The organism is Vibrio sp. S457-15, from assembly GCF_000960545.1.
Taxonomy (GTDB): domain Bacteria; phylum Pseudomonadota; class Gammaproteobacteria; order Enterobacterales; family Vibrionaceae; genus Vibrio; species Vibrio parahaemolyticus.
The window spans coordinates 36655-58312 of the sequence record NZ_JYOQ01000045.1 but is presented as its reverse complement, the minus strand read 5'-3'; the positions used below and the strand labels follow the sequence as shown (position 1 = coordinate 58312).

17 protein-coding genes are annotated in these 21658 nt (G+C 46.3%); 7 read left to right on the top strand and 10 right to left on the bottom strand.

The features are described from left to right. Positions 1 to 103 precede the first annotated feature (103 nt). Entirely contained in the window at positions 104 to 1543 is a 1440-nt protein-coding gene (locus UF05_RS06250) for a catalase (RefSeq protein WP_045545876.1), read from the top strand. A 125-nt stretch (positions 1544 to 1668) separates the two neighbouring features. Here UF05_RS06250 and UF05_RS06245 read toward each other — a convergent pair whose 3' ends face one another. Both UF05_RS06245 and UF05_RS06240 read right to left on the bottom strand, forming a co-directional pair. After that, a complete protein-coding gene (locus UF05_RS06245) occupies positions 1669 to 2547 on the bottom strand; it encodes an NAD(P)-dependent oxidoreductase (protein WP_005463052.1) in 879 nt (292 codons plus the stop codon). A 185-nt stretch (positions 2548 to 2732) separates the two neighbouring features. Continuing rightward, positions 2733 to 4604 carry a fructose-specific PTS transporter subunit EIIC gene (locus UF05_RS06240; protein WP_045545877.1) on the bottom strand — a complete coding sequence of 624 codons (1872 nt, stop codon included), beginning with the start codon at positions 4602 to 4604 and terminating at the stop codon, positions 2733 to 2735. A gap of 267 nt (positions 4605 to 4871) precedes the next feature. Between UF05_RS06240 and UF05_RS06235 the strand changes: the two genes are divergently transcribed. Both UF05_RS06235 and UF05_RS06230 read left to right on the top strand, forming a co-directional pair. After that, positions 4872 to 5174 carry a PTS fructose transporter subunit IIB gene (locus UF05_RS06235; protein ID WP_005463048.1) on the top strand — a complete coding sequence of 101 codons (303 nt, stop codon included), beginning with the start codon at positions 4872 to 4874 and terminating at the stop codon, positions 5172 to 5174. Between the two features lie 8 nt (positions 5175 to 5182). Then, positions 5183 to 5959 (top strand): PTS sugar transporter subunit IIA, encoded by a 777-nt coding sequence (locus tag UF05_RS06230; protein WP_020838128.1) that lies wholly within the window; start codon positions 5183 to 5185, stop codon positions 5957 to 5959. Positions 5960 to 5993: 34 nt separating this feature from the next. Here UF05_RS06230 and UF05_RS06225 read toward each other — a convergent pair whose 3' ends face one another. Continuing rightward, entirely contained in the window at positions 5994 to 6836 is an 843-nt protein-coding gene (locus UF05_RS06225; RefSeq protein WP_006742228.1) for a helix-turn-helix transcriptional regulator, read from the bottom strand. Between the two features lie 385 nt (positions 6837 to 7221). On the opposite strand from UF05_RS06225, the gene UF05_RS06220 reads away from it, so the two are divergent. After that, positions 7222 to 9129, top strand: a complete 1908-nt coding sequence (locus UF05_RS06220; protein WP_045545878.1) for a PTS fructose transporter subunit IIABC — start codon at positions 7222 to 7224, stop codon at positions 9127 to 9129. 91 nt (positions 9130 to 9220) lie between these two features. Then, positions 9221 to 10438 carry a mannose-6-phosphate isomerase, class I gene (gene manA / locus UF05_RS06215; protein ID WP_374011537.1) on the top strand — a complete coding sequence of 406 codons (1218 nt, stop codon included), beginning with the start codon at positions 9221 to 9223 and terminating at the stop codon, positions 10436 to 10438. An 80-nt stretch (positions 10439 to 10518) separates the two neighbouring features. Here manA and UF05_RS06210 read toward each other — a convergent pair whose 3' ends face one another. Next, positions 10519 to 11214 (bottom strand): hypothetical protein, encoded by a 696-nt coding sequence (locus UF05_RS06210; protein ID WP_045545880.1) that lies wholly within the window; start codon positions 11212 to 11214, stop codon positions 10519 to 10521. Positions 11215 to 11690: 476 nt separating this feature from the next. Between UF05_RS06210 and UF05_RS06205 the strand changes: the two genes are divergently transcribed. Further along, entirely contained in the window at positions 11691 to 12341 is a 651-nt protein-coding gene (locus tag UF05_RS06205; protein ID WP_025572982.1) for an HAD family hydrolase, read from the top strand. Positions 12342 to 12653: 312 nt separating this feature from the next. After that, complete coding sequence (azu, locus tag UF05_RS06200) at positions 12654 to 13106, top strand: azurin (RefSeq protein ID WP_005463034.1); 453 nt, start codon at positions 12654 to 12656, stop codon at positions 13104 to 13106. Positions 13107 to 13173: 67 nt separating this feature from the next. Here azu and UF05_RS06195 read toward each other — a convergent pair whose 3' ends face one another. The 6 genes from UF05_RS06195 to UF05_RS06170 form a co-directional block, all read right to left on the bottom strand. Next, complete coding sequence (locus UF05_RS06195) at positions 13174 to 15219, bottom strand: EAL domain-containing protein (protein WP_045545881.1); 2046 nt, start codon at positions 15217 to 15219, stop codon at positions 13174 to 13176. A 386-nt stretch (positions 15220 to 15605) separates the two neighbouring features. Then, entirely contained in the window at positions 15606 to 16970 is a 1365-nt protein-coding gene (locus tag UF05_RS06190) for a TrkH family potassium uptake protein (protein WP_045545882.1), read from the bottom strand. A 1-nt stretch (position 16971) separates the two neighbouring features. Then, entirely contained in the window at positions 16972 to 17625 is a 654-nt protein-coding gene (locus tag UF05_RS06185; RefSeq protein WP_005375180.1) for a potassium channel family protein, read from the bottom strand. Positions 17626 to 17776: 151 nt separating this feature from the next. Beyond that, complete coding sequence (locus UF05_RS06180; RefSeq protein ID WP_025793811.1) at positions 17777 to 18475, bottom strand: response regulator transcription factor; 699 nt, start codon at positions 18473 to 18475, stop codon at positions 17777 to 17779. Beyond that, a complete protein-coding gene (locus UF05_RS06175; RefSeq protein ID WP_025793809.1) occupies positions 18472 to 19506 on the bottom strand; it encodes a sensor histidine kinase in 1035 nt (344 codons plus the stop codon). The genes UF05_RS06180 and UF05_RS06175 overlap by 4 nt, the downstream gene beginning before the upstream one ends. Before the next feature lie 259 nt (positions 19507 to 19765). After that, entirely contained in the window at positions 19766 to 21592 is a 1827-nt protein-coding gene (locus UF05_RS06170) for an ABC transporter ATP-binding protein (protein ID WP_045545883.1), read from the bottom strand. Positions 21593 to 21658 lie beyond the last annotated feature (66 nt).

The window sequence follows — 21658 nt, the reverse complement described above, 5'->3', positions numbered from 1 at the left end:
CCTATTGAATTGATAAGCATTATCAGCTTTAACCTCATGACTTTCCGTAATAATCTTCCTTTCAGATTCTAAGGTTTTGATGAATCCCTGGAGGGAAATAAGAATGACAAACAAAAAGCTAACGACTGCGGCAGGTTGCCCAGTTGCTCATAACCAAAACGTGATGACAGCAGGCCCACGTGGCCCTCAACTCCTACAAGATGTCTGGTTTCTAGAAAAGCTAGCGCACTTTGATCGTGAAGTGATCCCTGAGCGTCGTATGCACGCAAAAGGTTCTGGTGCGTACGGCACATTCACCGTGACTCACGACATTACAAAATACACTCGTGCAAAAATTTTCTCTGAGATTGGTAAAAAGACCGAACTGTTTGCTCGCTTTACGACCGTTGCTGGTGAACGCGGCGCAGCGGATGCGGAACGAGACATCCGTGGTTTTGCCCTAAAGTTTTACACCGAAGAAGGCAACTGGGATTTAGTCGGCAACAACACGCCAGTCTTCTTCTTACGTGACCCGTTGAAGTTCCCTGACCTCAACCACGCGGTGAAACGCGATCCACGCACCAACATGCGCAGCTCGACAAACAACTGGGATTTTTGGACATCACTCCCAGAAGCGTTCCATCAAGTAACCATCGTCATGAGTGACCGCGGTATTCCTGCGTCTTACCGTCACATGCACGGCTTCGGTAGCCATACATTCAGCTTTATCAACACTGAAAATGAACGCTACTGGGTGAAGTTCCACTTCAAAACTCAGCAAGGTATTAAGAACATCAGCGATGAGGAAGCACAACTGCTGGCGGGCAGAGATCGTGAAAGCCATCACCGCGATTTGTATGAGTCGATTGAACGTCAGGATTTCCCGAAATGGAAAATGTACGTACAGATCATGCCAGAATTAGATGCCGACGAAGTTAACTTTAACCCATTCGACCTAACAAGAGTATGGTCTCAAAAAGATTATCCACTTATCCCTGTAGGTGAGTTTGAGCTGAACCGTAACCCAGAAAACTTCTATGCAGAAGTTGAGCAATCCGCGTTTAACCCGGCAGCTATCGTTCCTGGAATTGGTTTCTCGCCAGACAAAATGCTGCAAGGCCGTTTGTTTGCATACGGAGATGCACAGCGTTACCGCCTAGGTGTAAACCATCACCAAATTCCAGTCAACGCCCCTCGTTGTCCAGTACACAGCTACCATCGTGACGGCGCAATGCGAGTTGACGGTAACTTCGGTTCAACACTGGGTTACGAGCCAAACTACAAACAAGAGTGGGCAGAGCAGCCTGATTATTCAGAGCCACCATTGCGAATTAGCGGCCATGCTGACCATTACGACCATCGTGTTGATGAGGATTACTTTAGCCAAGCAGGTGACCTGTTCCGACTAATGAACGAAGAGCAACGCCAAGCGCTGTTTGATAACACCGCACGAGCGATGGATGGTGTGCCAGATTTCATTAAAGAACGTCACGTCAACCACGCTTACCAAGCGGACGAAGCCTACGGCAAAGGCTTAGAACTGGCGTTAGGTTTAGCGAAATAACCCACAGCAAATATTCCATAGTAAATAAAAAGGGAGGCGCACGTTGCGCCTCCCAGTTAAGAGAAATTCGATATGATCAATTTAGACTTTTTCAAACTCTTCGATACCAAAGAGTTCTTCATCTACTACTGATTTTTGGCTACAGCCTTAATTAGTACTGACGTATCCATACGGCCAAGCCCTTCTCGTTGAAGGCCTGCGTACTGCTCGTCGACCATCTTAGTCAATGGAAGCTCGAGCCCAACACGCTCAGCTTCTTCCAAACAAAAGCCAAGGTCTTTGCGCATCCAATCAATCGCGAAGCCAAAATCAAACTTGTCTTGCGCCATGGTCGTGGCACGGTTTTCCATTTGCCATGAACCAGCAGCGCCGTGTTTCAGCGTCTCGACAACCTGTTCAATGTCTAAGCCAGATTTTTGCGCAAGCAAAAGTGCTTCACTCAAGCCCTGCAAAATACCACCAATACAGATTTGGTTTACCATTTTACAACGCTGTCCCTGACCATTTTCGCCCAGCAGAGTGATTTGTTTCGCGTACACATCCATCACAGGCGCAACATGGTCAAATACACTCGGTTCACCACCGCACATGATGGTCAACACGCCATTTTCTGCGCCCGCTTGACCGCCCGAGACTGGCGCATCGATAAAGTGATTGCCCACTTTTTTACACGCATCCGCCAGTTCCACAGCAAGTTCTGCCGAGGTTGTTGTGTGATCAACCAAAACCGCGCCCGCTTTGAGACCAACTAACAAGCCTTCTTCACCATACACCACGCTGCGTACGTCGTTATCATTACCAACACAAGTAAATACGATATCGCAACCTTCTGCCGCTTCTCGCGGTGTCTCGCACGCAATGCCATTGTATTCTGCAGCCCATTTATCAGCTTTGGCTTTGGTGCGGTTGTATACTTTGGTTTCATACCCCGCTTTGCTCAGATAGCCCGCCATTGGGTAGCCCATGACACCCAAACCAATAAATGCTACTCGTTGTTTTTCCATTGCACGCTTCCCTTACCCTTAGTTCACCTGACTGAAATGTTTTGTAACATGCTACTAAAGAATTGAAAACATTACTCGTAATTTATCCTTCACTCGCGGCACAAATAAAAGTGGAGCACGATGTTGGAGTAAAAACCGAAGCAGCCAGCAGGGTTATTAAGGAAAAATTTCTCAGAAGTAAAATGCTAAGACACTCTACGTGCTTGCAACAAAGCCGTAGCGTTCAACATGGCATCCTTGGTCGTCACATCCAACACTTTTATTTTTCGAAAACGTTCCGGTTCTTTGATCGCGACATCATGAGCAAAGATCACAAACTTCGCTTTCTCGATGTCTTTCTCGGTAATTCGGTTGATGACGCCATTCGCCCCTTGGGTTTCGACTTTAATCTTAATGCCGAGTGCACAAGCTGCTTTTTCCAATGACTTCGCCGCTAAGAACGTATGTGCCACTCCTGATGGACAAGATGTGACCGCCAAAACATCCGCCTCACCTTCGCCTTGAACGGAGCCATATACTTGAGAATGACCTGTATAACTCTCATCTTCGGTCACGGTTTTCTTTAGTGCAATCACGATCAACGCGGTGGTAACAGAGCCAGCAATCGTACCGATGATATAACCAACTTTTCCATCCACAACAGGGAGAACAATCCAACCGCCCCACGGTGCATGGTTCATTACGTGGAACATAAAGCCAATCACGTTACCGACGATGCCACCCGCCACAATAGCGGGTAGCACTCGTGCAGGGTCGCCAGCGGCAAAAGGAATCGCACCTTCACTAATACCGATCATCCCCATAATACCTGCGGCTTTCCCTGCTTCGCGTTCATCTCGCTTGAATTTACTCGGCGCCAAAAACGTGGCTAGTGCCATACCCAATGGCGGCGTACAAATCGCAATACCGACCCCGCCCATCAACCATGGTTGCGTGTTCACTTGGGTTTGAGCAAACAACGTCGCCACTTTGTTAATTGGGCCGCCCATATCAAACGCGGTCATGGCCCCAAGCACAGTTCCGAGCATCACTTTGCCTGAGCCCGCCATGCCCGTCAGCACCTCGTTCATGGTGGTCATTGCGCTGGCAATCGGAGCGCCTATCACCCACATCACCGCGCCGCAAGTAACAAACGTACCGACTAGCGGATAAATAAAAATCGAGCCAAGCGAACTCATGCTGTCTGGTAGCTGAATTTTCTTTAATAGCCAAACGACAAAGCCAGCAAAAAAGCCGACCACAATTGCACCTAAAAAACCCGTATTGTAATGACTGACCGCAATCCAAGATCCAATCATACCCGGCGCAAGGCCCGGCTTGTCGGCAATGGAATAAGCAATGTAACCGCCAAGAACGGCAGTAAACAATGTCAGGCCAGCAATCCCCATTTGGGCAATATCGGCCAAAATGCCCTCTTGTGGTACGCCACCGTGACCAGAGATCATCACCGACAACGACAACAACACACCGCCCGCAACGATAAACGGGATCATGTGGGATGTGCCAAACAGCAGGTGCTCTTTAATGCGGCCAAGTTTTTGCGCCCAAGGGCTCAGAGGTTCTGATGCAAATTCTAAAGAAGTTGGGAGAAATTCATTGGATTGGGTTTGAATATCAGTCAGCATCTCAAGCGCTTCTTCTCGCGATTGAGCCTGTTTGAGCTTTTCAACAAAGCCGTCTTCGATAATTTTGGTGGAAATTTGTGCCAATACTTCAATGTGATGATGGTCATCACCATCTGGAGACGCCAGCATGAAAAACACATCGGACAGCTCGCCATCTTCGGCGCCATAATCAATCCCACTGCGGCTGATCCCCACCGCGACAGCCGGTTTCGCTACAGCATCACTTTTGGCATGAGGGATCGCAATACCATCATCAAATCCTGTGTTACCGATCTCTTCTCGTTTCCAGATATCTGCCAAGAACTGGCTTTGACTATTGAGCTTGCCGGCGGCCTCTAGCATTTCGACCAGCTCTTTGAGCGCTTCATCTTTGGTTTGAGCTTTTAGATCTAAACATATCGTTTCCAGCTCAATTAGGTTTGTGATGTCCATTGTTTTACCTTCCAATATTCACGCTCGAATATATACCCAAGTGAGTTTGAGATACAGGATCCCCTGGCTCGTATGCGTTCCTACTCATTTTATTTGGGCATAGATTAACCAGTGCCTACCCTTTGATATATAGGACTAAAAGTGCATTAACTGGATTAATGTAACATGAGATTCAAACTGTGATAGAGCTCTTGCGTTAATCCAGATCAAATCAATTCAATCTGCGGTGGCTGTGCTAATATCCACAAAAAATAAAATGGATAGAACATGAAAATCGTAGCGGTGACAGCATGCCCTACAGGCATCGCTCATACTTATATGGCGGCAGATGCACTAATGAAAGCTGCGCCAAAACATAACGTGCAAATTAAAGTAGAAACGCAAGGTGCGATGGGGATAGAAAATCAGCTCACTCCGCACGATATCGCTCAAGCGGATCGGGTTTTGATTGTGTCGGATATTGAGATAGAACAACCTGGCCGATTCGAAGGGACGCGCAAAATTCAAATCCCCATTGAAGAGGTTTTGCTGAACGTCGACAAAGTATTCCTCGTCCACTGCCGCGACTAAATTTGCAGATGAACGAATACCAAATCACCTTTTTCGTCGATAATGCAAATGCCAGTGCGCACCTTGCTCAGCCACTCAATCGAGTGGCAAAGAAGTTCAAAAGTACCTTACATATCATTAATGTAACGCAAAATCGTGTTGCGGAACTCACCAAGTCCGTGGCGATTTTGCAAGCAGGTCTACAACAAGGAGATTTGTGTCAAATCACAGCGATTGGCATTGACGCAGAGCTGGCCTGCTTCGTCATCAAAGACATGATTGCTGAACACTTTACGGTGGTGGGATCTCATATCAACTATGAGTTTTCTAGCCAACTGGCCGAGCGTTTACCGCAAATTTGCCCACCTTGTGAAATCAAATGGCACTACGCCAAAGCGCATACCGAGCTCACCAAGTTTGAATGCCTTAAAGGATTAGCTCAGCTGATCCACCCCATTCATCCCGACGAACTGATTCTTGCTTTTATTAAACGCGAAGAACGTTCATCAACTTGCGTGACTCCGGGGATCGCTCTACCGCATGTGATGTTTTCAGGTGTTGACCATATTTCTATTGCCGTTATTGCAAATGAAAAATCGATGGATTGGGCTTCAAAGATGGGTGATGTTCATCTGGCTATAGCACTGGTGATGCCAGAAAAGCCGACCCGAGAACAGATCATTGCGGCCACTAATCTCACACGAAATCTGCTTACCGATCAAATGGCGGAACGCCTACTACTAACAAAAAGCAGCGTCGACTTACAAGCGCTGCTGATGTACGCCATGTCGAGGCTGCTCGCCTAAACTTTTCTATGATTTACGCACTCTGACTGAAGGCTTAAATCGAACCACGATATTCCGTCGGCGTTCTGCCTGTGCGGTTCTTAAATACTCGGCAGAAATAGTTCACGTCTTTAAATCCACAGCGCACTGACACGTCATTGAGTTTGAAGTTGTATTTCTTGAGCATAAACTTCGCACGATCCACGCGTACCCAAGTAATGTAGTCTGCCAAGGTCATGTGCCCCTGCTGACGGAACAAGCGCGACAAATGGTTCGAGGAAATACTGAATCTCGACGCAATGCTGTCACGCGTGATTGGGCGATGGAAGTTCTCTTGAATGTAGATGCAAATCCCTTGATAGAGATCTTGCACACGGCTATGTGACTGCTGCTCGACTGGTGCATCCAACATCGTCTTCGCGTATTGCAGTAATGCTTGCAGTAAAAGCTCATCCATTGGTTTTTTAGTATTCTCACGAGCCAGTGAGCTCAACGCTTCTAAGATGTTATCTATCGCAAATCCTGAGCGTGTTTGGATGCTATGCTTTTGAATATCGTAAAAGTTTGCCTCACCTTTGCGTTTGCTCACCAAACTTAACCCAAGTTGTCGACGCCCAAACAAAATACTTAACACTGAGCAATCGGTATCCCAGTCTGGTTTATTCCAACAGTTAGGTGGAATAAATATCGCGTCGCCTTTTTTAGCAACGATGTGCGTTACTTTTCGATCATGACTTTCCATTTCATTAATATATTCCCCATCCAGAACTAACTCTAGGCGAGGGAAATTAACTTGATAGCTAAATTCAGGCGGCGTATGAAAATCTCCTGCAAACCAAATATTATGAAATGGCTCTCTTTCATTTAATACCGCTGAAATTAAATCATGAAAAATCATTGTCTCACACTCTATATATGCATCAATGATGCTATTTACTATAGATATACACCGGACTGGATTTTTGTGCTATTGAGCAAAATCACACTTCCATTTTAATATTACAAAAATCCAGTTAACGCATCAAATTTCCAGTAACAAAAGCTCTATCAATAACACTCAATCCCTTTTTAAATGGGAGCAACGCCACATTTTACTTATCGTTTAGCTTCTTATCCATCATGTCACAGATATGCAGCTAGATTTGTCCAGTGAACGATCTAAATCACACTATAGTTAGTCGGTTACAATCCTCCAGTAAATGCATTTTTTCTTCACTACAGTCTTTTTCTCAGTAATTTAAAAATACCCCTGAAATAAAAATTATATTTATAGGGGTTCGACAATGATCACCAAACTAATAAATGAAGACTTAATTAAGCTTGATCTTAAAGCGTCTTCAAAAGAAGACGTATTTAAAGAACTGGTTGCCGTTCTTCATGCCCAAGGTCGTATTTCTGACCAAACACAATTTCTTGCAGATATAAAAGCACGTGAAGAATTAGGAAATACCGGATTTGAAGATGGCGTGGCAATTCCACACGCGAAAAGCGCCGCGGTGATTGAACCGGCGGTTGTGATCGGCGTAAGCAAATCAGGTATCGAGTACGGCGCGGAAGACGGTTTACCTTCAAAGCTGTTCTTCATGATCGCCTCTCCAGACGGTGGCGATAACCACCACATCGAAGTACTTGCAGAACTGTCTTCAAAACTGATTGAAGATGGTTTCATCGATGCGTTCTTAGGCGCAACAAACAGCCACGACGCACTGGCACTCCTTCTTGCTAAAGAAGAACCGCAACCAGTGACAGATGCTCCAGCAAACCAAGGTTTCATCATTGGTGTTACTGGTTGTCCTGCTGGCGTTGCCCACACCTACCTAGCAGCAGAAGCGCTAGAGAAAGGTGCAGCGGCAATGGGTTACGAAATCAAGGTTGAAACGAACGGTTCAATCGGTGTGAAAAACAGCCCAACCGCAGAAGAAATCGAGCGTGCAGATGCCATCATCGTGGCATGTGACAAGCAAGTTGACATGAACCGCTTCGCGGGCAAACGCGTGGTTAAAACCAACGTAAAAGCCCCAATCCGCGATGCTCAAGGACTGATTAATGAAGCGTTAAACGCACCGACGTACCAAGCTGAGTCCAATGGCAATACGCAAGCATCGGTTGCCGACAAAGCTTCTCAAGCTCGTTCTGACTTATATCGCTACTTGATGAATGGCGTATCACACATGATCCCATTCGTCGTAACGGGTGGTCTGTTGATTGCCCTTGCTCTTGCAGTCGGTGGTCAACCAAGTGAAGCGGGCATGGCAATTCCTGAAGGCAGCATGTGGAACCAAATCCTAAACGTAGGTGTGGTTGCCTTTACGCTGATGATCCCAATCCTAGCCGGTTACATTGCTTACGCGATTGCTGACCGTCCAGCTCTAGCTCCTGGCTTGATCGGTGGTTGGATTGCAAACAACGGTTCTTTCTACGGCGCAGACGCTGGTACAGGCTTTATCGGTGCCATCATCGCAGGTCTGCTTGTGGGTTACTTCGTGAAGTGGATTACGTCGATTAACTACCACAAATTCATCCAACCTTTGGTGCCAATCATGATTGCGCCAATCACAGGTTCGCTATTCATCGCAGGTCTATTCATCTTCGTTATCGGCGCGCCAATCGCAAGCCTAATGGACGGTCTGACTGCGCTACTCACTAGCATGAGTACAGGTAACGTCGTTCTACTGGGTATCGTACTTGGTGGTATGGCTGGCTTCGATATGGGTGGTCCATTCAACAAGGTCGCATTCCTATTCTCTGTGGGCATGATTGCGAGCGGTCAAACTCAATTTATGGGTGCGATGGCGTGTGCAATCCCTGTTGCTCCTCTAGGCATGGCACTGGCAACGGCGCTTGGTCGTAAGTTCGACCTGTTCGAAGAATCAGAAACCGAAGCAGGTAAAGCAGCAGGTGCAATGGGTCTGGTTGGTATCTCTGAAGGTGCGATTCCGTTCGCAGCGCAAGATCCAATGTCAGTGATTCCTGCAAACGTACTTGGCTCAATGGTGGCGGCAGTAATGGCGTTCTCATTCGGCATCACCAACAGCGTTGCTCACGGCGGTCCAGTTGTCGCTCTACTTGGCGCGATGAACCACCCAGTACTTGCTCTGATTTGTATGGCAGCTGGCGCAACGGTTACCGCAGTAACGTGTGTAACGTTGAAGAAAGTGCGTAAAGCAAAAATGATGCAAGCAGCCGCTTAATCCCCCCTCCCCAAAATGGCTCCTATGGCTTGGGCAATGTCGCCCAAGCCATGATTTTCTCTCATGGTGACACTCTATGTCTGATTTAACGATGTCCGATACACAAACGATTCAAACTCAAGCTGCGCATCCGACGTTTTTCCTGATGAACAACGTGATTCAAAACTACGCTTGGGGCAGTACTACTTCTGTTAACCAACTGTTTGGCATTGAAAACCCAACGGGCGAACCACAAGCAGAAGTATGGATGGGCGCGCATCCAAACGGTTGCTCAATGGTGACGGTAAACGGCGAGGAGACCAAACTCTCTTCACTGATTGCTCAAGACATGAATGCTTTTCTGAGTGAAGAAGTCGCAAACCGTTTTGGTGAACTTCCATACCTGTTTAAAGTGCTTGCTGCTGAGAAAGCGCTGTCGATTCAGGTGCACCCAAACAAGCAACAAGCAGAACTGGGTTTTGCACTGGAAGAAAAACAAGGCATTCCCCTAACCGCTGCAAACCGTAACTACAAAGATCCAAACCACAAACCAGAATTGGTTTACGCGCTAACCGAATACAAAGCGATGAATGGCTTCCGCCCAACAAGTGAAATCATCAGCTTCTTCTCTGAGCTGGCGATTCCTGAGCTGCAAGGTTTGGTGGATGACCTTATCGACAATCAAACTTCCAAAGGCTTGGCGAGCTTCTTCTCCGGTCTATTGTCACTGGAAGGCGAACAGAAAGAGATGGCGTTGACGGTGCTATTGACTCAAGCTAGCATCACCGACTTACCTCTGTTCAACCTGATCTTGGAGTTAGAAACGCAATACCCGGGCGACATTGGTTTGTTTGCACCCTTGCTACTCAACGTCATCACGCTGAAACCAGGCGAAGCGATGTTCTTGGATGCAGAAACGCCACACGCGTACTTGAAAGGGACGGGGCTTGAGATCATGGCGAACTCAGACAATGTGCTACGCGCAGGTTTAACACCGAAGTATATGGACGTAAAAGAACTCGTTGCATGCACACGCTTCGAAGAAAAGCCATTCGACACCCTACTGCTTGCGCCAATCGAAAACGACGACATGTTGGAATACCCAATTCCCGTCGACGATTTCAAATTCGCGATTGTAAAGCAGGCCAACCAACGAACACTTGATGTAAGAACCGCAGAAATCCTTTTGCCGCTAGATTCCCCGCTCGTGATTACACACGCAAATGGTGAAACGTGTGTAGTAGATAAAGGCCAATCTGTTTTCATCCCAGCTTACGCCAAACAATACACCTTGAATTGCGAAGGTCGCGTTGCACGGGCTTACAGTTGATTCAAATTGAAACAAAAACGCCTCGCAATTTAAGCGAGGCGTATTCTTTTTCACTCGAGCGATTTTTGTGGCGGTGATAATTAATTAAATATTTGCGGCATCAAACAAGAATTAATCTCGCTGTTGTTGTAGTTCAAAGTGTTCATTAATTCACCTTGCACAGTCAGGTTCTTAATTCCCATTTGCCGCATATCAGATTCAGTGTAATACCAACCATTCGCGAGCGTTGAACGTTGGCATGTATTCGTTCTCGTATGCCCATAAACGGTAATATTTGGATCCACTCCTACTTTATTGTAGAACTCCGCTTCTTTAATTCGTAAACGAGTAAGATAGCGATAAAACTGCTTTTCGTATTGCGAAGGAACCGATTGATCCCACATCTCGTCACTCTGATTCGCGCCACCATGCCACCCAATAAGCGCATCTTTTCCAATCACCACACTTTTCGCCGCAGGCAATATGTAATTCGCGCAAGCAGAAAAACACAATTGGCTGACGATCACATCCATATCGTTGTTTTTTATGAAGTGACCAAACTCGATCCCGACGCCAATATCACCACCACTACTGGTAATGCGTAATGTTGTCACTTTCTGGTCACTATCATTCACCATTCTTATGGCTTCTAGCACGGCATCTCCGGTAATCATGCCGTCGTACACCAGCGTATTGCCTGTAATGGTTAATTGGTTTTGTGTCGGGAAAGCCATTTTTTGAGTCGCGCACCCAGATAACAAAATAGCTGCGGATATTAAACCGATTTTAAACTTCATCCTTAAACTCCAATACAAACCACTCACTTCGGACTTCATTAAAACGCTCTGTACTTTTTAAGCTTGAAGGAATAGTTATCGAGACATTCATATCTTAAACAACACTATTGTAGTGATAAAAAAACCATTCAACTCAATAACCTAAAAACCAAGTAATGAATTACGACAAGTTTCACGCTTTAATTAGAGATAGTTTTTATTAAAACTCTACGGGAATAATCCAAAACATTTAAACAATTAATATTTATAATAAATTAACTACGAAAGCATAAATAAAACCAATAAAAATAATATTGATTAATTAGAATGATATGCGCTGCACTGCCACCACTTTTGTTTTAGAGCCATAAAGTCACCCTATCGAATAAGACCGCATCCGATTTATACAACTGCGACAAACAGAAAAGTAAATTTCCGAGAAAATTACGTCGGCTTATGCCAGAATGTGTTCCCTCACTCAACAAGCCTGTAATGTAATGAAATACCAAGCTGCTATTTTTGATATGGATGGTTTACTTCTTGATACTGAACGCGTCTGTATGCGTATTTTCCAAGAAGCATGTGAAGTACAAAACCTTCCGTTTTATGAAGATGTTTACCTATCGATCATTGGCCGCAATGCGGCAGGAATTGAGACGATTTTCCGCAAAGCCTACGGCGAGAATTTAGACCGCCTGCATCTTGAATGGCGCACTCGTTACAACGCAGTTGTCAAACACCAAGCTATCCCTGTAAAAGATGGCGTTGTTGAGTTGCTGGAGTGGTTGAAAGCACAAGGTTTACCTATCGCGGTCGCGACATCTACTGCGAAAGAAGTGGCAAAAATCAAACTGGAATTAGCAGGGTTGAGCAAATACTTCGATAACTTAACGACAGGCTGCGAAGTGAGCCACGGCAAACCCGATCCAGAAATCTATTTGCTGGCAGCGAACCGTCTGGATGTAGAGCCAAGCCAATGTTTGGCCTTTGAAGATTCCAATAACGGTGTTCGCGCCGCTGTAGCGGCAAACATGATCACTTATCAAATTCCGGACTTGGTTGAACCTTGCGATGAGGTGAAACAATTTGGTCACTCTATCGTGCCTTCACTGCACGAAGTATTAGCCGAGCTTAAACAGACTCGCTAACCCTCCTCTGAATTCGTTCCAAAGCTCAACGTCGACGTTGGGCTTTCTCTTAGTTTCTTACCCATCTCATATTCCCCCTCTTAATTGAATCGACTCCCTCAACCTACACGAATTGAGAATTGAGCCAGTTCACGCCACGAAAGAAAATCAGGTAGTTCAGTGATCAATCAGTGGAACGAACCAGTACAAGTTTGCAACAAATCGTCAATATACCGTTTGAAGCACGTTTTTCGGGTCAAAACTGGCTGATAATGAGAACTATTGGACAAAAAAGTCCAAGTCAGCCCAAAACAACAAAATGGAGAGTGTTATATGTCTTTACGTATATTAGCAGCAACCTTGGCACTGGCAGGATTGAGCTTCGGCGCACAAGCCAGTGCCGAGTGTGAGGTTTCTATTGATGCTAACGATATGATGCAGTTTTCGACCAAAACATTGAGTGTTCCAGCAACTTGTAAAGAAGTAACGCTAACGCTCAACCACACTGGTAAAATGCCAGCGCAATCTATGGGTCACAACGTTGTCATCGCAGATACAGCCAACATCCAAGCGGTAGGCACTGACGGCATGTCTGCTGGCGCAGATAACAGTTACGTGAAGCCAGACGACGAGCGCGTTTACGCTCACACGAAAGTCGTTGGTGGCGGTGAAAGCACCAGCATTACATTCAGCACGGAAAAAATGACGGCTGGCGGTGATTACTCATTCTTCTGCTCATTCCCTGGTCACTGGGCGATCATGCAGGGTAAATTTGAGTTCAAATAATCTTTGAATTCAATTTGAGTGTGCCTAAAGGGAAGCGCGTGCTTCCCTTTTTACTAGGCGAATCCGGTCATGCTCTCTCATCCGATAAGTCTTGTATCGGCATCGGTTTGGCCAGATAAAAACCTTGTACTTTGTCGACGCCACATTGCGCGACGAACTCATATTCGGCTTGAGTTTCTACGCCCTCGGCTACGACTTCGCAGTTGGCAATGTGCCCGAGTTTAGCCACGATTCGGTATAACTCGCGCCCCTTTTCGCCTGTGGCATCAAGCAGTAATGAACGGTCAAGCTTGATCTTATCAAACGGATATTTGAGCAAATGCGGAAACGAAGCATAACCCGTTCCGAAATCATCCATTGCGATGCGAATACCACACGCTTGCAGCGCGATCATCGTATTGGTCAACGACACTTTATCGTTTAGCACCGCCTCTTCGGTTATCTCGATTTCTAACCAATCTGGGGACACGCCATAGTGCTCAAGTCGCCCTTGTAAGTGCTGAACAAAATCCGCTTGTTCGATCGTCGAAACCGAAATATTGATCGCAACTCGACGTGACGGCGATAACGACATTGTTTTCATGTCCGACAGCACTTTTTCGATGACCAACTTATCAAGTAGCGGCATGGCATCAAGCATTTGGAAGTCACTGATGAACGTTGGAGGGCACAGTTTTCCCTCTTTGTCGATATAACGAATCAGCGCTTCATAGGAGAACACTTTCTCATCATGAGTCGATTGTAGCTTTTGATAAAACATCACCAGCTCCCCTTCTCGCAGAATTGAAGTCAAACGCTTCTGAGCTGATGATTTGTTGATAATGTATATGTTTGAATCTTTCACGCTATTAAGCAGAGACTTAAACAGCGATTGTTCAATACCATTCAAAGCATTGTTCAGCCCGAATTGACTCGCGTGTTTACCAGCATAAGCAAGATAAAAAGGTCGATAGATCAATACCCCTGCCGCGATCACTATCAGTTGAAGTATTGTGCCTTGAATATGATTTCCCATTGCGACATATCCACTGATTAACGGCGGCGTCATCCAATTCACGATCTTCTCGACAGGATCAATCATACCCGACGCAATGCTCGCATAAGTGATCACGAAGCTCACCAAAGGCACCAGCACAAATGGGATGATGAGAATAGGGTTAAAGATGATCGGCAAACCAAACAGCAACACTTCATTAATGTTGAACATCACCAATGGCGCAGCCGCCAACGCCAACATGATGTGGTTGCGCTCTCTGGCAAAAATCAGGATACATAGAAGCAAACAGACGCTGTTTCCCGAGCCGCCCATAGACAAAAAGGCGTCGTAAAAACCTTGGCTGATAACGTTAAGCGACGCTTCGCCAGCTTGCCAAGCAGCCATGTTGGCTTCGGTCGCAGCGTATATCTGCTGCTTGATGGCAAACAACATGTTGTGAGCATTGATGCCCGTCGCCCCTAGCAACCCCAAAACGGTTTGATAGATTAAACCGCCTTCAAGCGTTAAAGGATCGACGCCGATACTGCGCACTGCGCCACTAAACCACACCATGATCGCCGCAGTAACGTGAGACAGGCTTACCGCGACAAGAACAAATACAAAAAAGTGCAAAACGTCTTTAAACAGCCGAGAAGTAAAGTCCACTGCTTGGGGTTCAAGCAATTGAATTCTCAAATGTTTGCAGTACAAATACGACATCATGGCGCTGATCAGCGCCAACAGAGAGTTATTGGGCAACGTATACGTCGCGGATAAGCTTTCATTTTCTATCGACACCAAATAGAACATGATCAGCGAATAAATGATAAGCACCACGCTCGATACATTGGCTTTGTGCGACAAATAATATGCAGCAACCACGCAAAATGCCGTGGGATATAGGTTGATCAAAATGTCGGAAAGGTGGAAAAGCAGTAAGGAAACATCCCCCAAGCCCGCCACTCGAAATGCGTGACCAAGTAGAATAGCCAGCGCGTTAGATAATGTCAGTGGGAGAAGCAGTAACGCGATTGAAGCTAAGTCTGTTAAGTAAGATTTAGACCCAGCTCGCCATTGCTCTGCGATTACAGCCAGACGCTGAAAAGGGGCAAAGAAGAGTTCGCGGCGAGTTTGCATGGAGAGTTCTTTTGTAAAGTAGTTATCTTCAACTGCAGAAAATGCAGCCGTTAATACAACAGCCGAAACTCAGGCAAACATTGTTGATGGGTAATGTCGTTTTTCGTATTAAGGTCAAACAATGGGTACTAAATGCCAATAACAGCACGGAAAAGTTGCCAACTTAATTTAGCGACTATACATCGCTCGATCCAATGAGATTATTGACCTTCACGACAAACAAAAGGCATACATAACTTATGGTTATTACAGAAATTACCACTTACTCATAGAGCTCATTTGTTCCTCTTTTTATATAACTTTCGATGAACAACTTAGTAATAATGCTAAGCACAAGCAAGCAGCAAAGCATGCCATCCACATGCTTTGCCGCCGCATCGGTTTCATCATCCTATTGCCAGTTTAGTGCTCGCGTAACGCGCTTTTTTCTTTCTAGGACTGGCTAAGAAGTACGCCAAAGTAAGGGGGCCTAATCGTCCCATAAACATCATGAAGATGATCACTAACTCACCCGGTTCAGACAAACTGCCCGTTAAGCCTCGCGATAACCCAACCGTACCTAGCGCCGAGACCGCTTCGAACATAATGTCTAACATAGACGCTTTCTCTGTCAGTAACAGCGTGAAGATGGCAAACCAAGTCACACCCACCGAGATCAGAGTCAGCGCCAATGCCTTGCTGATGGTCTCTTTGGGAATCTCGCGTTGAAAGGCATAGGTTGCTTCATCACGACGCAAATAGCTGTAAGTTGCCAAGACTAACACCATAAATGTCACAACTTTAATACCACTTGCAGTGCTCAGTGATCCACCGCCGATAAACATCAACACCAGAATGATCGCCGTTGTGGCATCTTCCAACTGATCGATAGCTAAAGTGTTGAACCCTGCCGTTCTTGGCGTCATCGCTTGAAACCACGATGCCCACCATTTCCCTGCTTCGCTCAACGGTGCAAGCGTGTTGGGGTTGTCATATTCAATCAGGTAAATCGCGATAAGTGCCACCACGTTAATGATCATCGTGCCTAGGATCATCATTCGACTGTAAACGGTGAGTCGGTGCCAACGGCGATTGCGTTTTAAGTCAATCCAAACCGAGAAGCCTAAACCACCAATAATGAACAAACTGGTAATGATGAAGTTAACGACCGGGTCGTCCACGTAAGGCATTAAGCTATCGGCACTCAACGCAAAACCTGCATTGTTAAACGCACTGATGGTGTAGAAGAAACCATGGAACAAACTGGTTTTCCAGCCCAGCTCTTCACTCCAATAAACGCTCAAAATAGTGAAACCAATAAGTTCAACGAGCAGAGCGAACATCAATACAGATTTAGCAGTGGCAATGAGTGTCGACGAGTCAGTTTGGTTGAACGCCTCTCTCGCGACGACTCGCTCCAAAAAGCCTATTTTTCCGCCCAGAGCCAGCAAAGTCACGATGGCAAACGTCATTAAACCTAGGCCACCACATTGAATCAGGAAAGCGATAACCACTTGCCCAAAAGGCGTAAACGCCGTACCCGTGTCTACCACAACTAATCCCGTCACCGTAATGGCCGATGTCGCAGTAAACAGGCTTTGAATCCAAGTGATGGGCTCTGTGGTGGCAATCGGCAGTTTGAGTAAAACTGTGCCGAGCATGATCAAGCACGCAAAACTGAGGCTAAGTATCAATGGCGGTGCGCCCAACAATTTTTTACCCGCTTTAGGTTTTCGCTCGATTGGGATAATAGAGGGATGCCACAAAACCATGTTACACCAACCTCGGAGCGACGTATTTCAGCTCAGCGCGACTACCACAAAGCAACAGCGTGTCGAACTCATTAAGCACAAACTCATCATTGATATTGGTGTAGACGGCTTCTTCGCGCTTCACCAAGATAGGCTGAATGTTGTAACTGCCTCGGCTGATCAACTTAGAAAGCGGCGTATCGTGCAGATTGGATTTAACGTGGATTTCCACCACATACAAACCATGCCCCATTTCCAAATAGTTGTTCACCATCGGATAGTTGAGTGCCTGCGCGACTCTTACGCCCATCTCCTCTTCCGGATGAATAATGCGTTGTACACCCAGCTTAGATACGATGGTGTGGTGTGCTTTGGTGCTCGCTTTGACCCAAATGGATTTCACACCCAGATTTTTCAGCGCCAGAGTACACAACAAACTGGCTTGCATGTCTTCGCCAATCGCCACCAACACCACATCACTGTTCGCTAACGCTAACTCTCTGAGTGCGCCTTCGTCTGTTGCGTCACATATGACCGCTTGCGTTAACTCTTCGACGTATTTTTCGACGATTTTCGGGTCGCTATCCACCCCCGTTACCGTGTGTCCAAGATGAATAAGTTCTAAGCTAGCGGCAACGCCAAATCGCCCTAAACCAATTACTGTAAAGTGAGCCATATCAATACCTAACTGTGTTTTATGTATAGAAAATGCTAATGCGTTAAGGGCTAGACTGATTTTCCGTCGCGGAAAATAGGCAACACGAATCCTGTTCGAGTGCTGATAACCAGCACTAAACCTTGGCATTAACGTTGATTAAATTTGGAATTTAGTGGAGCTTGGACGTCTCAAGCACTAAACGATAACCCAGCCCCGGCTCGGTTTTTAATAGCCGCTGTTCGTCAGCACTATCGTTCAGTTTTTTGCGTAGTTGACTCACTAGCACGCGTAAGTAGTGAGTATCTTCGACATGACTTTTTCCCCAAATCACCGCTAGCAAATGAGTTTGCTCAATGAGTTTTCCCGGCTTGAGAATCAATTGTTCAATGAAAGAAAACTCTTTCTTGGTGAGTGGAATTTCCCTCTGATCCAACCAAAATTGGTGAGTGCTTTTGATGATTTTGACTCGGCCAGCCACCAGCTCATCAGCGATGGATTGCTCATCCACCAAATCTCGAACCAGCACTTTGATGCGCGCGATGAGCTCTTTTACGCCAAAAGGCTTGCTCAAGTAATCATTCGCGCCCGCTTCTAAAAGGCGGATTTTTTCCTCTTCTTGATCGCGAGCTGTCAGCACTAGCACTGGCGTTTTATATGTCTGACGAAGCGCAGTGAGAAACTCCGTCCCATCGCCGTCGGGCAAGCCTAAATCTAGCAGAATTACGTGCGGCGAATACGCTTCGAAACACGCTTTGGCTTCTGCAATGGTACTCGCGCCAATGTAATCAAACCCTTCAGCAGACAGCGAAATTCGAATAAAGGTATGAATGCGAGGCTCATCGTCCACGACTAAAACTTTGTAACTCACGCCTGCTCTGCTCCTTGATTGAGTGGAAGTCGAATGCGGATCAGCGTCCCTTCTGATACTGGCATAGATTGAATCTCTCCTTGGTGTGCGGTGATGATGCCTTTGGCAACCGCGAGTCCCATTCCGGTGCCTGAATCGGCCGATTTGTTGTTCGCACCGGAATAGAAAAGGCTGAATATTTTTTCCGCATCTTCAGCTTTGATGCCAATCCCCATGTCCCGAACATCAATCACGCACGACGAACCCTGCTTAGAAAGAGAAACCTCAACAGATTCATTCTCTGGCGAAAATCGCATGGCATTATCCAGCACATTAAAAATCGCTTGTTCGATGAGCGAACGACTTACTGACAAATAGCCAACGGCATCATCCATATTAATGGATACTTTCTCGGTGTAACTCGGCAAACGAGAAACCGCATCCCGCACAATATTCGCAATAGGCTCATCTTTTTTGGTAATTTTTAATGTGCCGTGTTGGAGCTTAGTCGCCTGTAAGAGGTTCTCTATATATTGATGCAAGCGGTGGCTTTCTGAAGTCGCACTGTCGAGCAATTCTTTGCGCTCTAAGTCATTGAGCTTGGGCATGTACTCGTTGAGTGTGGTCAGTGTTCCAATAATGGTTGCCAGCGGCGTGCGTAGGTCATGGGACACCGATAGCAGGATGCTGTTTTGCAGCTTGGTTTGTTTTAACTCGCCCTGCTGCCGACGATAAAGATCCGCGAAGGTGCTGGTGATAAATGCCACCACCATAAATACGACTAGATTAAAAATGTCTTCCGGACGAAACATCTGCAAAGAATAACGAGGCGTCGTGAAAAAGAAGTTGAAGCTCAGCGCTTCGATCACCGCCGCCGCATAAGCGAATCGCGAGTTGCATTGAAACGCCACCACCACGACTGCTAACTGCAAAATCAGCAGGACGGCAGCCGTAGAGCCAAACAGTTGGTCTAACAGCCATGAGGCCACAACCGCGCCAACAATCACGATGGCAGAAAAGAGAAATGTGTTATCTCGCCAATGAGCAAACATAAAGAACATCAACCAAAATTCGATGCAGAAACTTTAGCAAAAGCCCATTCGGAGTTCGCGTAAAAAAAGCGTAAAAAATTCAATAACGACAGTCAGTTATAAACATAACCATCACTAAGTTGGTCTAACTCAATGAATAATCACAAGTTAACGTTACCCATTGACGCCACCCACACGGTATAAACGACAGACACAAAAAAGAGGAGCATTTGCTCCCCTTTCATTTAGTCTCATTTAGATGCAGCTGTTTGGCAGCATCTTACTCAGACAAAAAACCGCCGGTTTGATGCTTCCACAACTGAGCGTAAACGCCACCCAATTGCAGCAGCTCGTGGTGTGAGCCTTGCTCAATAATTTTGCCGTCATCCATTACAATCAAACGATCCATCGCGGCAATCGTTGATAGACGGTGAGCAATCGCGATCACTGTTTTTCCTTCCATCAGAACTTCAAGGTTTTCTTGAATTGCCGACTCCACTTCTGAATCAAGTGCAGACGTAGCTTCGTCCATGATCAAAATTGGCGCGTTTTTCAACAGCACGCGAGCAATCGCCACTCGTTGACGCTGACCGCCAGACAACTTCACGCCGCGCTCACCCACTTCAACATCGTAGCCGGCATTGCCTTGTTCATCTTTTAACGTTTGGATGAAGTCATGCGCGTGTGCTTTTTCAGCGGCGTTAATCACAGCCTCCATTGAAGCGCTTGGATCACCGTAAAGAATGTTCTCTTTAATTGAGCGATGCAGCAAAGAAGTGTCCTGCGTGATCATACCGATATGTTGACGCAGCGACTCTTGTTCGACTTGAGAAATGTCCTGCCCATCAATACAAATTTTACCGGTATTTACGTCGTAGAAACGCAGCAACAAGTTAACCAACGTGGATTTACCCGCCCCTGAACGACCGACAATGCCGACTTTTTCGCCCGGTTTGATGGTCAGGTTCAAGTTCTCAAATACCGCCTTTTCGTCACTGTAGTTAAAACCTACGTTGTCGAAACAGATCTCACCTTGCGAGATTTGTAGAGGCTTAGCATTTGGCACGTCTTTCACTTCAACGTCGTTTGAAATCGTATTGATGCCGTCTACTACCGTGCCAATGTTTTCAAACAGCGCGCTAACTTCCCACATGATCCACTTCGACATACCTTGCACACGCAACGCAATACTGATGGCAATCGCAATGGCACCAAGCGTCACGGCCTCGTCTAACCAGAGGTAAACGGAGATAGCGCTGATAGACAGAAGCAATAAATAGTTGATGGCATCGACACTGAACAGCAAACAAGTGACCATGCGCATTTGGCGGTAAACCGTCACCAAAAACTGCTTCATGCTGCTTTCTGCGTATTCCAACTCTCGTTGCGAGTGCGCGAACAATTTAACGGTAGAAATGTTGGTGTAAGAATCCACAATGCGTCCGGTCATAACCGAGCGAGCGTCCGCTTGATCCGTCGCAACCTGCTTCATTCGTGGGATAAAGTAGAACTGGATCAGAACATAAATGCCTAACCAGACCACAATCGGCAGCATCAACAAGCCATCTGCCTCGCCCATCATCCAAATCATCGACAGAAAATAAACGCTGATGTAAACCAGTACATCCACCAGCTTCATCACTGTTTCTCGTACCGCTAACGCGCTTTGCATCACTTTGGTCGCGACTCGGCCTGCAAAGTCTCGTTGGAAAAAGCCAACCGCTTGTTTCAGTAAGTAGCGATGAATCAACCAACGGATAGACATCGGGTAATTACCCAATAACGTTTGGTGCATCACCATCGAGTGCACAAAGCCTAAACACGGCATCACAACGACAACAAGCAACACCATCATCATCATGCGATCGCCTTGATCCGCCCAGAATGTTGCACGGTCTTGGTTGGCAAGAATATCCACCAATTCGCCCATGTAACGTAAGAGCGTCACTTCCGTCACCGCAATCAATGCACTGAATATCGCCATGACAAGTAAAGGGGCTTCAAAGCCACGAGTGTAAAAGCGACAGAAGCCAAAAAGCGTCTTCGGTGGCTTTTCGGTTTCCATCTGGGGAAAGGGTTGGGTCAGTTTTTCAAACCAATTAAACATAACAACTACTTTGGTTACCGCGAATAAATTTGCGGACGTTTTACTATCTTTTGATACGAAAGTCAG

Excerpts from the sequence above, each read along its gene's own strand:
- UF05_RS06250 (WP_045545876.1), top strand. The coding sequence starts at position 104 with ATGACAAACAAAAAGCTAACGACTGCGGCAGGTTGCCCAGTTGCTCAT.
- UF05_RS06245 (WP_005463052.1), bottom strand. The coding sequence starts at position 2,547 with ATGGAAAAACAACGAGTAGCATTTATTGGTTTGGGTGTCATGGGCTAC.
- UF05_RS06240 (WP_045545877.1), bottom strand. The coding sequence starts at position 4,604 with ATGGACATCACAAACCTAATTGAGCTGGAAACGATATGTTTAGATCTA.
- UF05_RS06235 (WP_005463048.1), top strand. The coding sequence starts at position 4,872 with ATGAAAATCGTAGCGGTGACAGCATGCCCTACAGGCATCGCTCATACT.
- UF05_RS06230 (WP_020838128.1), top strand. The coding sequence starts at position 5,183 with ATGAACGAATACCAAATCACCTTTTTCGTCGATAATGCAAATGCCAGT.
- UF05_RS06225 (WP_006742228.1), bottom strand. The coding sequence starts at position 6,836 with ATGATTTTTCATGATTTAATTTCAGCGGTATTAAATGAAAGAGAGCCA.
- UF05_RS06220 (WP_045545878.1), top strand. The coding sequence starts at position 7,222 with ATGATCACCAAACTAATAAATGAAGACTTAATTAAGCTTGATCTTAAA.
- manA (WP_374011537.1), top strand. The coding sequence starts at position 9,221 with ATGTCCGATACACAAACGATTCAAACTCAAGCTGCGCATCCGACGTTT.
- UF05_RS06210 (WP_045545880.1), bottom strand. The coding sequence starts at position 11,214 with ATGAAGTTTAAAATCGGTTTAATATCCGCAGCTATTTTGTTATCTGGG.
- UF05_RS06205 (WP_025572982.1), top strand. The coding sequence starts at position 11,691 with ATGAAATACCAAGCTGCTATTTTTGATATGGATGGTTTACTTCTTGAT.
- azu (WP_005463034.1), top strand. The coding sequence starts at position 12,654 with ATGTCTTTACGTATATTAGCAGCAACCTTGGCACTGGCAGGATTGAGC.
- UF05_RS06195 (WP_045545881.1), bottom strand. The coding sequence starts at position 15,219 with ATGCAAACTCGCCGCGAACTCTTCTTTGCCCCTTTTCAGCGTCTGGCT.
- UF05_RS06190 (WP_045545882.1), bottom strand. The coding sequence starts at position 16,970 with ATGGTTTTGTGGCATCCCTCTATTATCCCAATCGAGCGAAAACCTAAA.
- UF05_RS06185 (WP_005375180.1), bottom strand. The coding sequence starts at position 17,625 with ATGGCTCACTTTACAGTAATTGGTTTAGGGCGATTTGGCGTTGCCGCT.
- UF05_RS06175 (WP_025793809.1), bottom strand. The coding sequence starts at position 19,506 with ATGTTTGCTCATTGGCGAGATAACACATTTCTCTTTTCTGCCATCGTG.
- UF05_RS06170 (WP_045545883.1), bottom strand. The coding sequence starts at position 21,592 with ATGTTTAATTGGTTTGAAAAACTGACCCAACCCTTTCCCCAGATGGAA.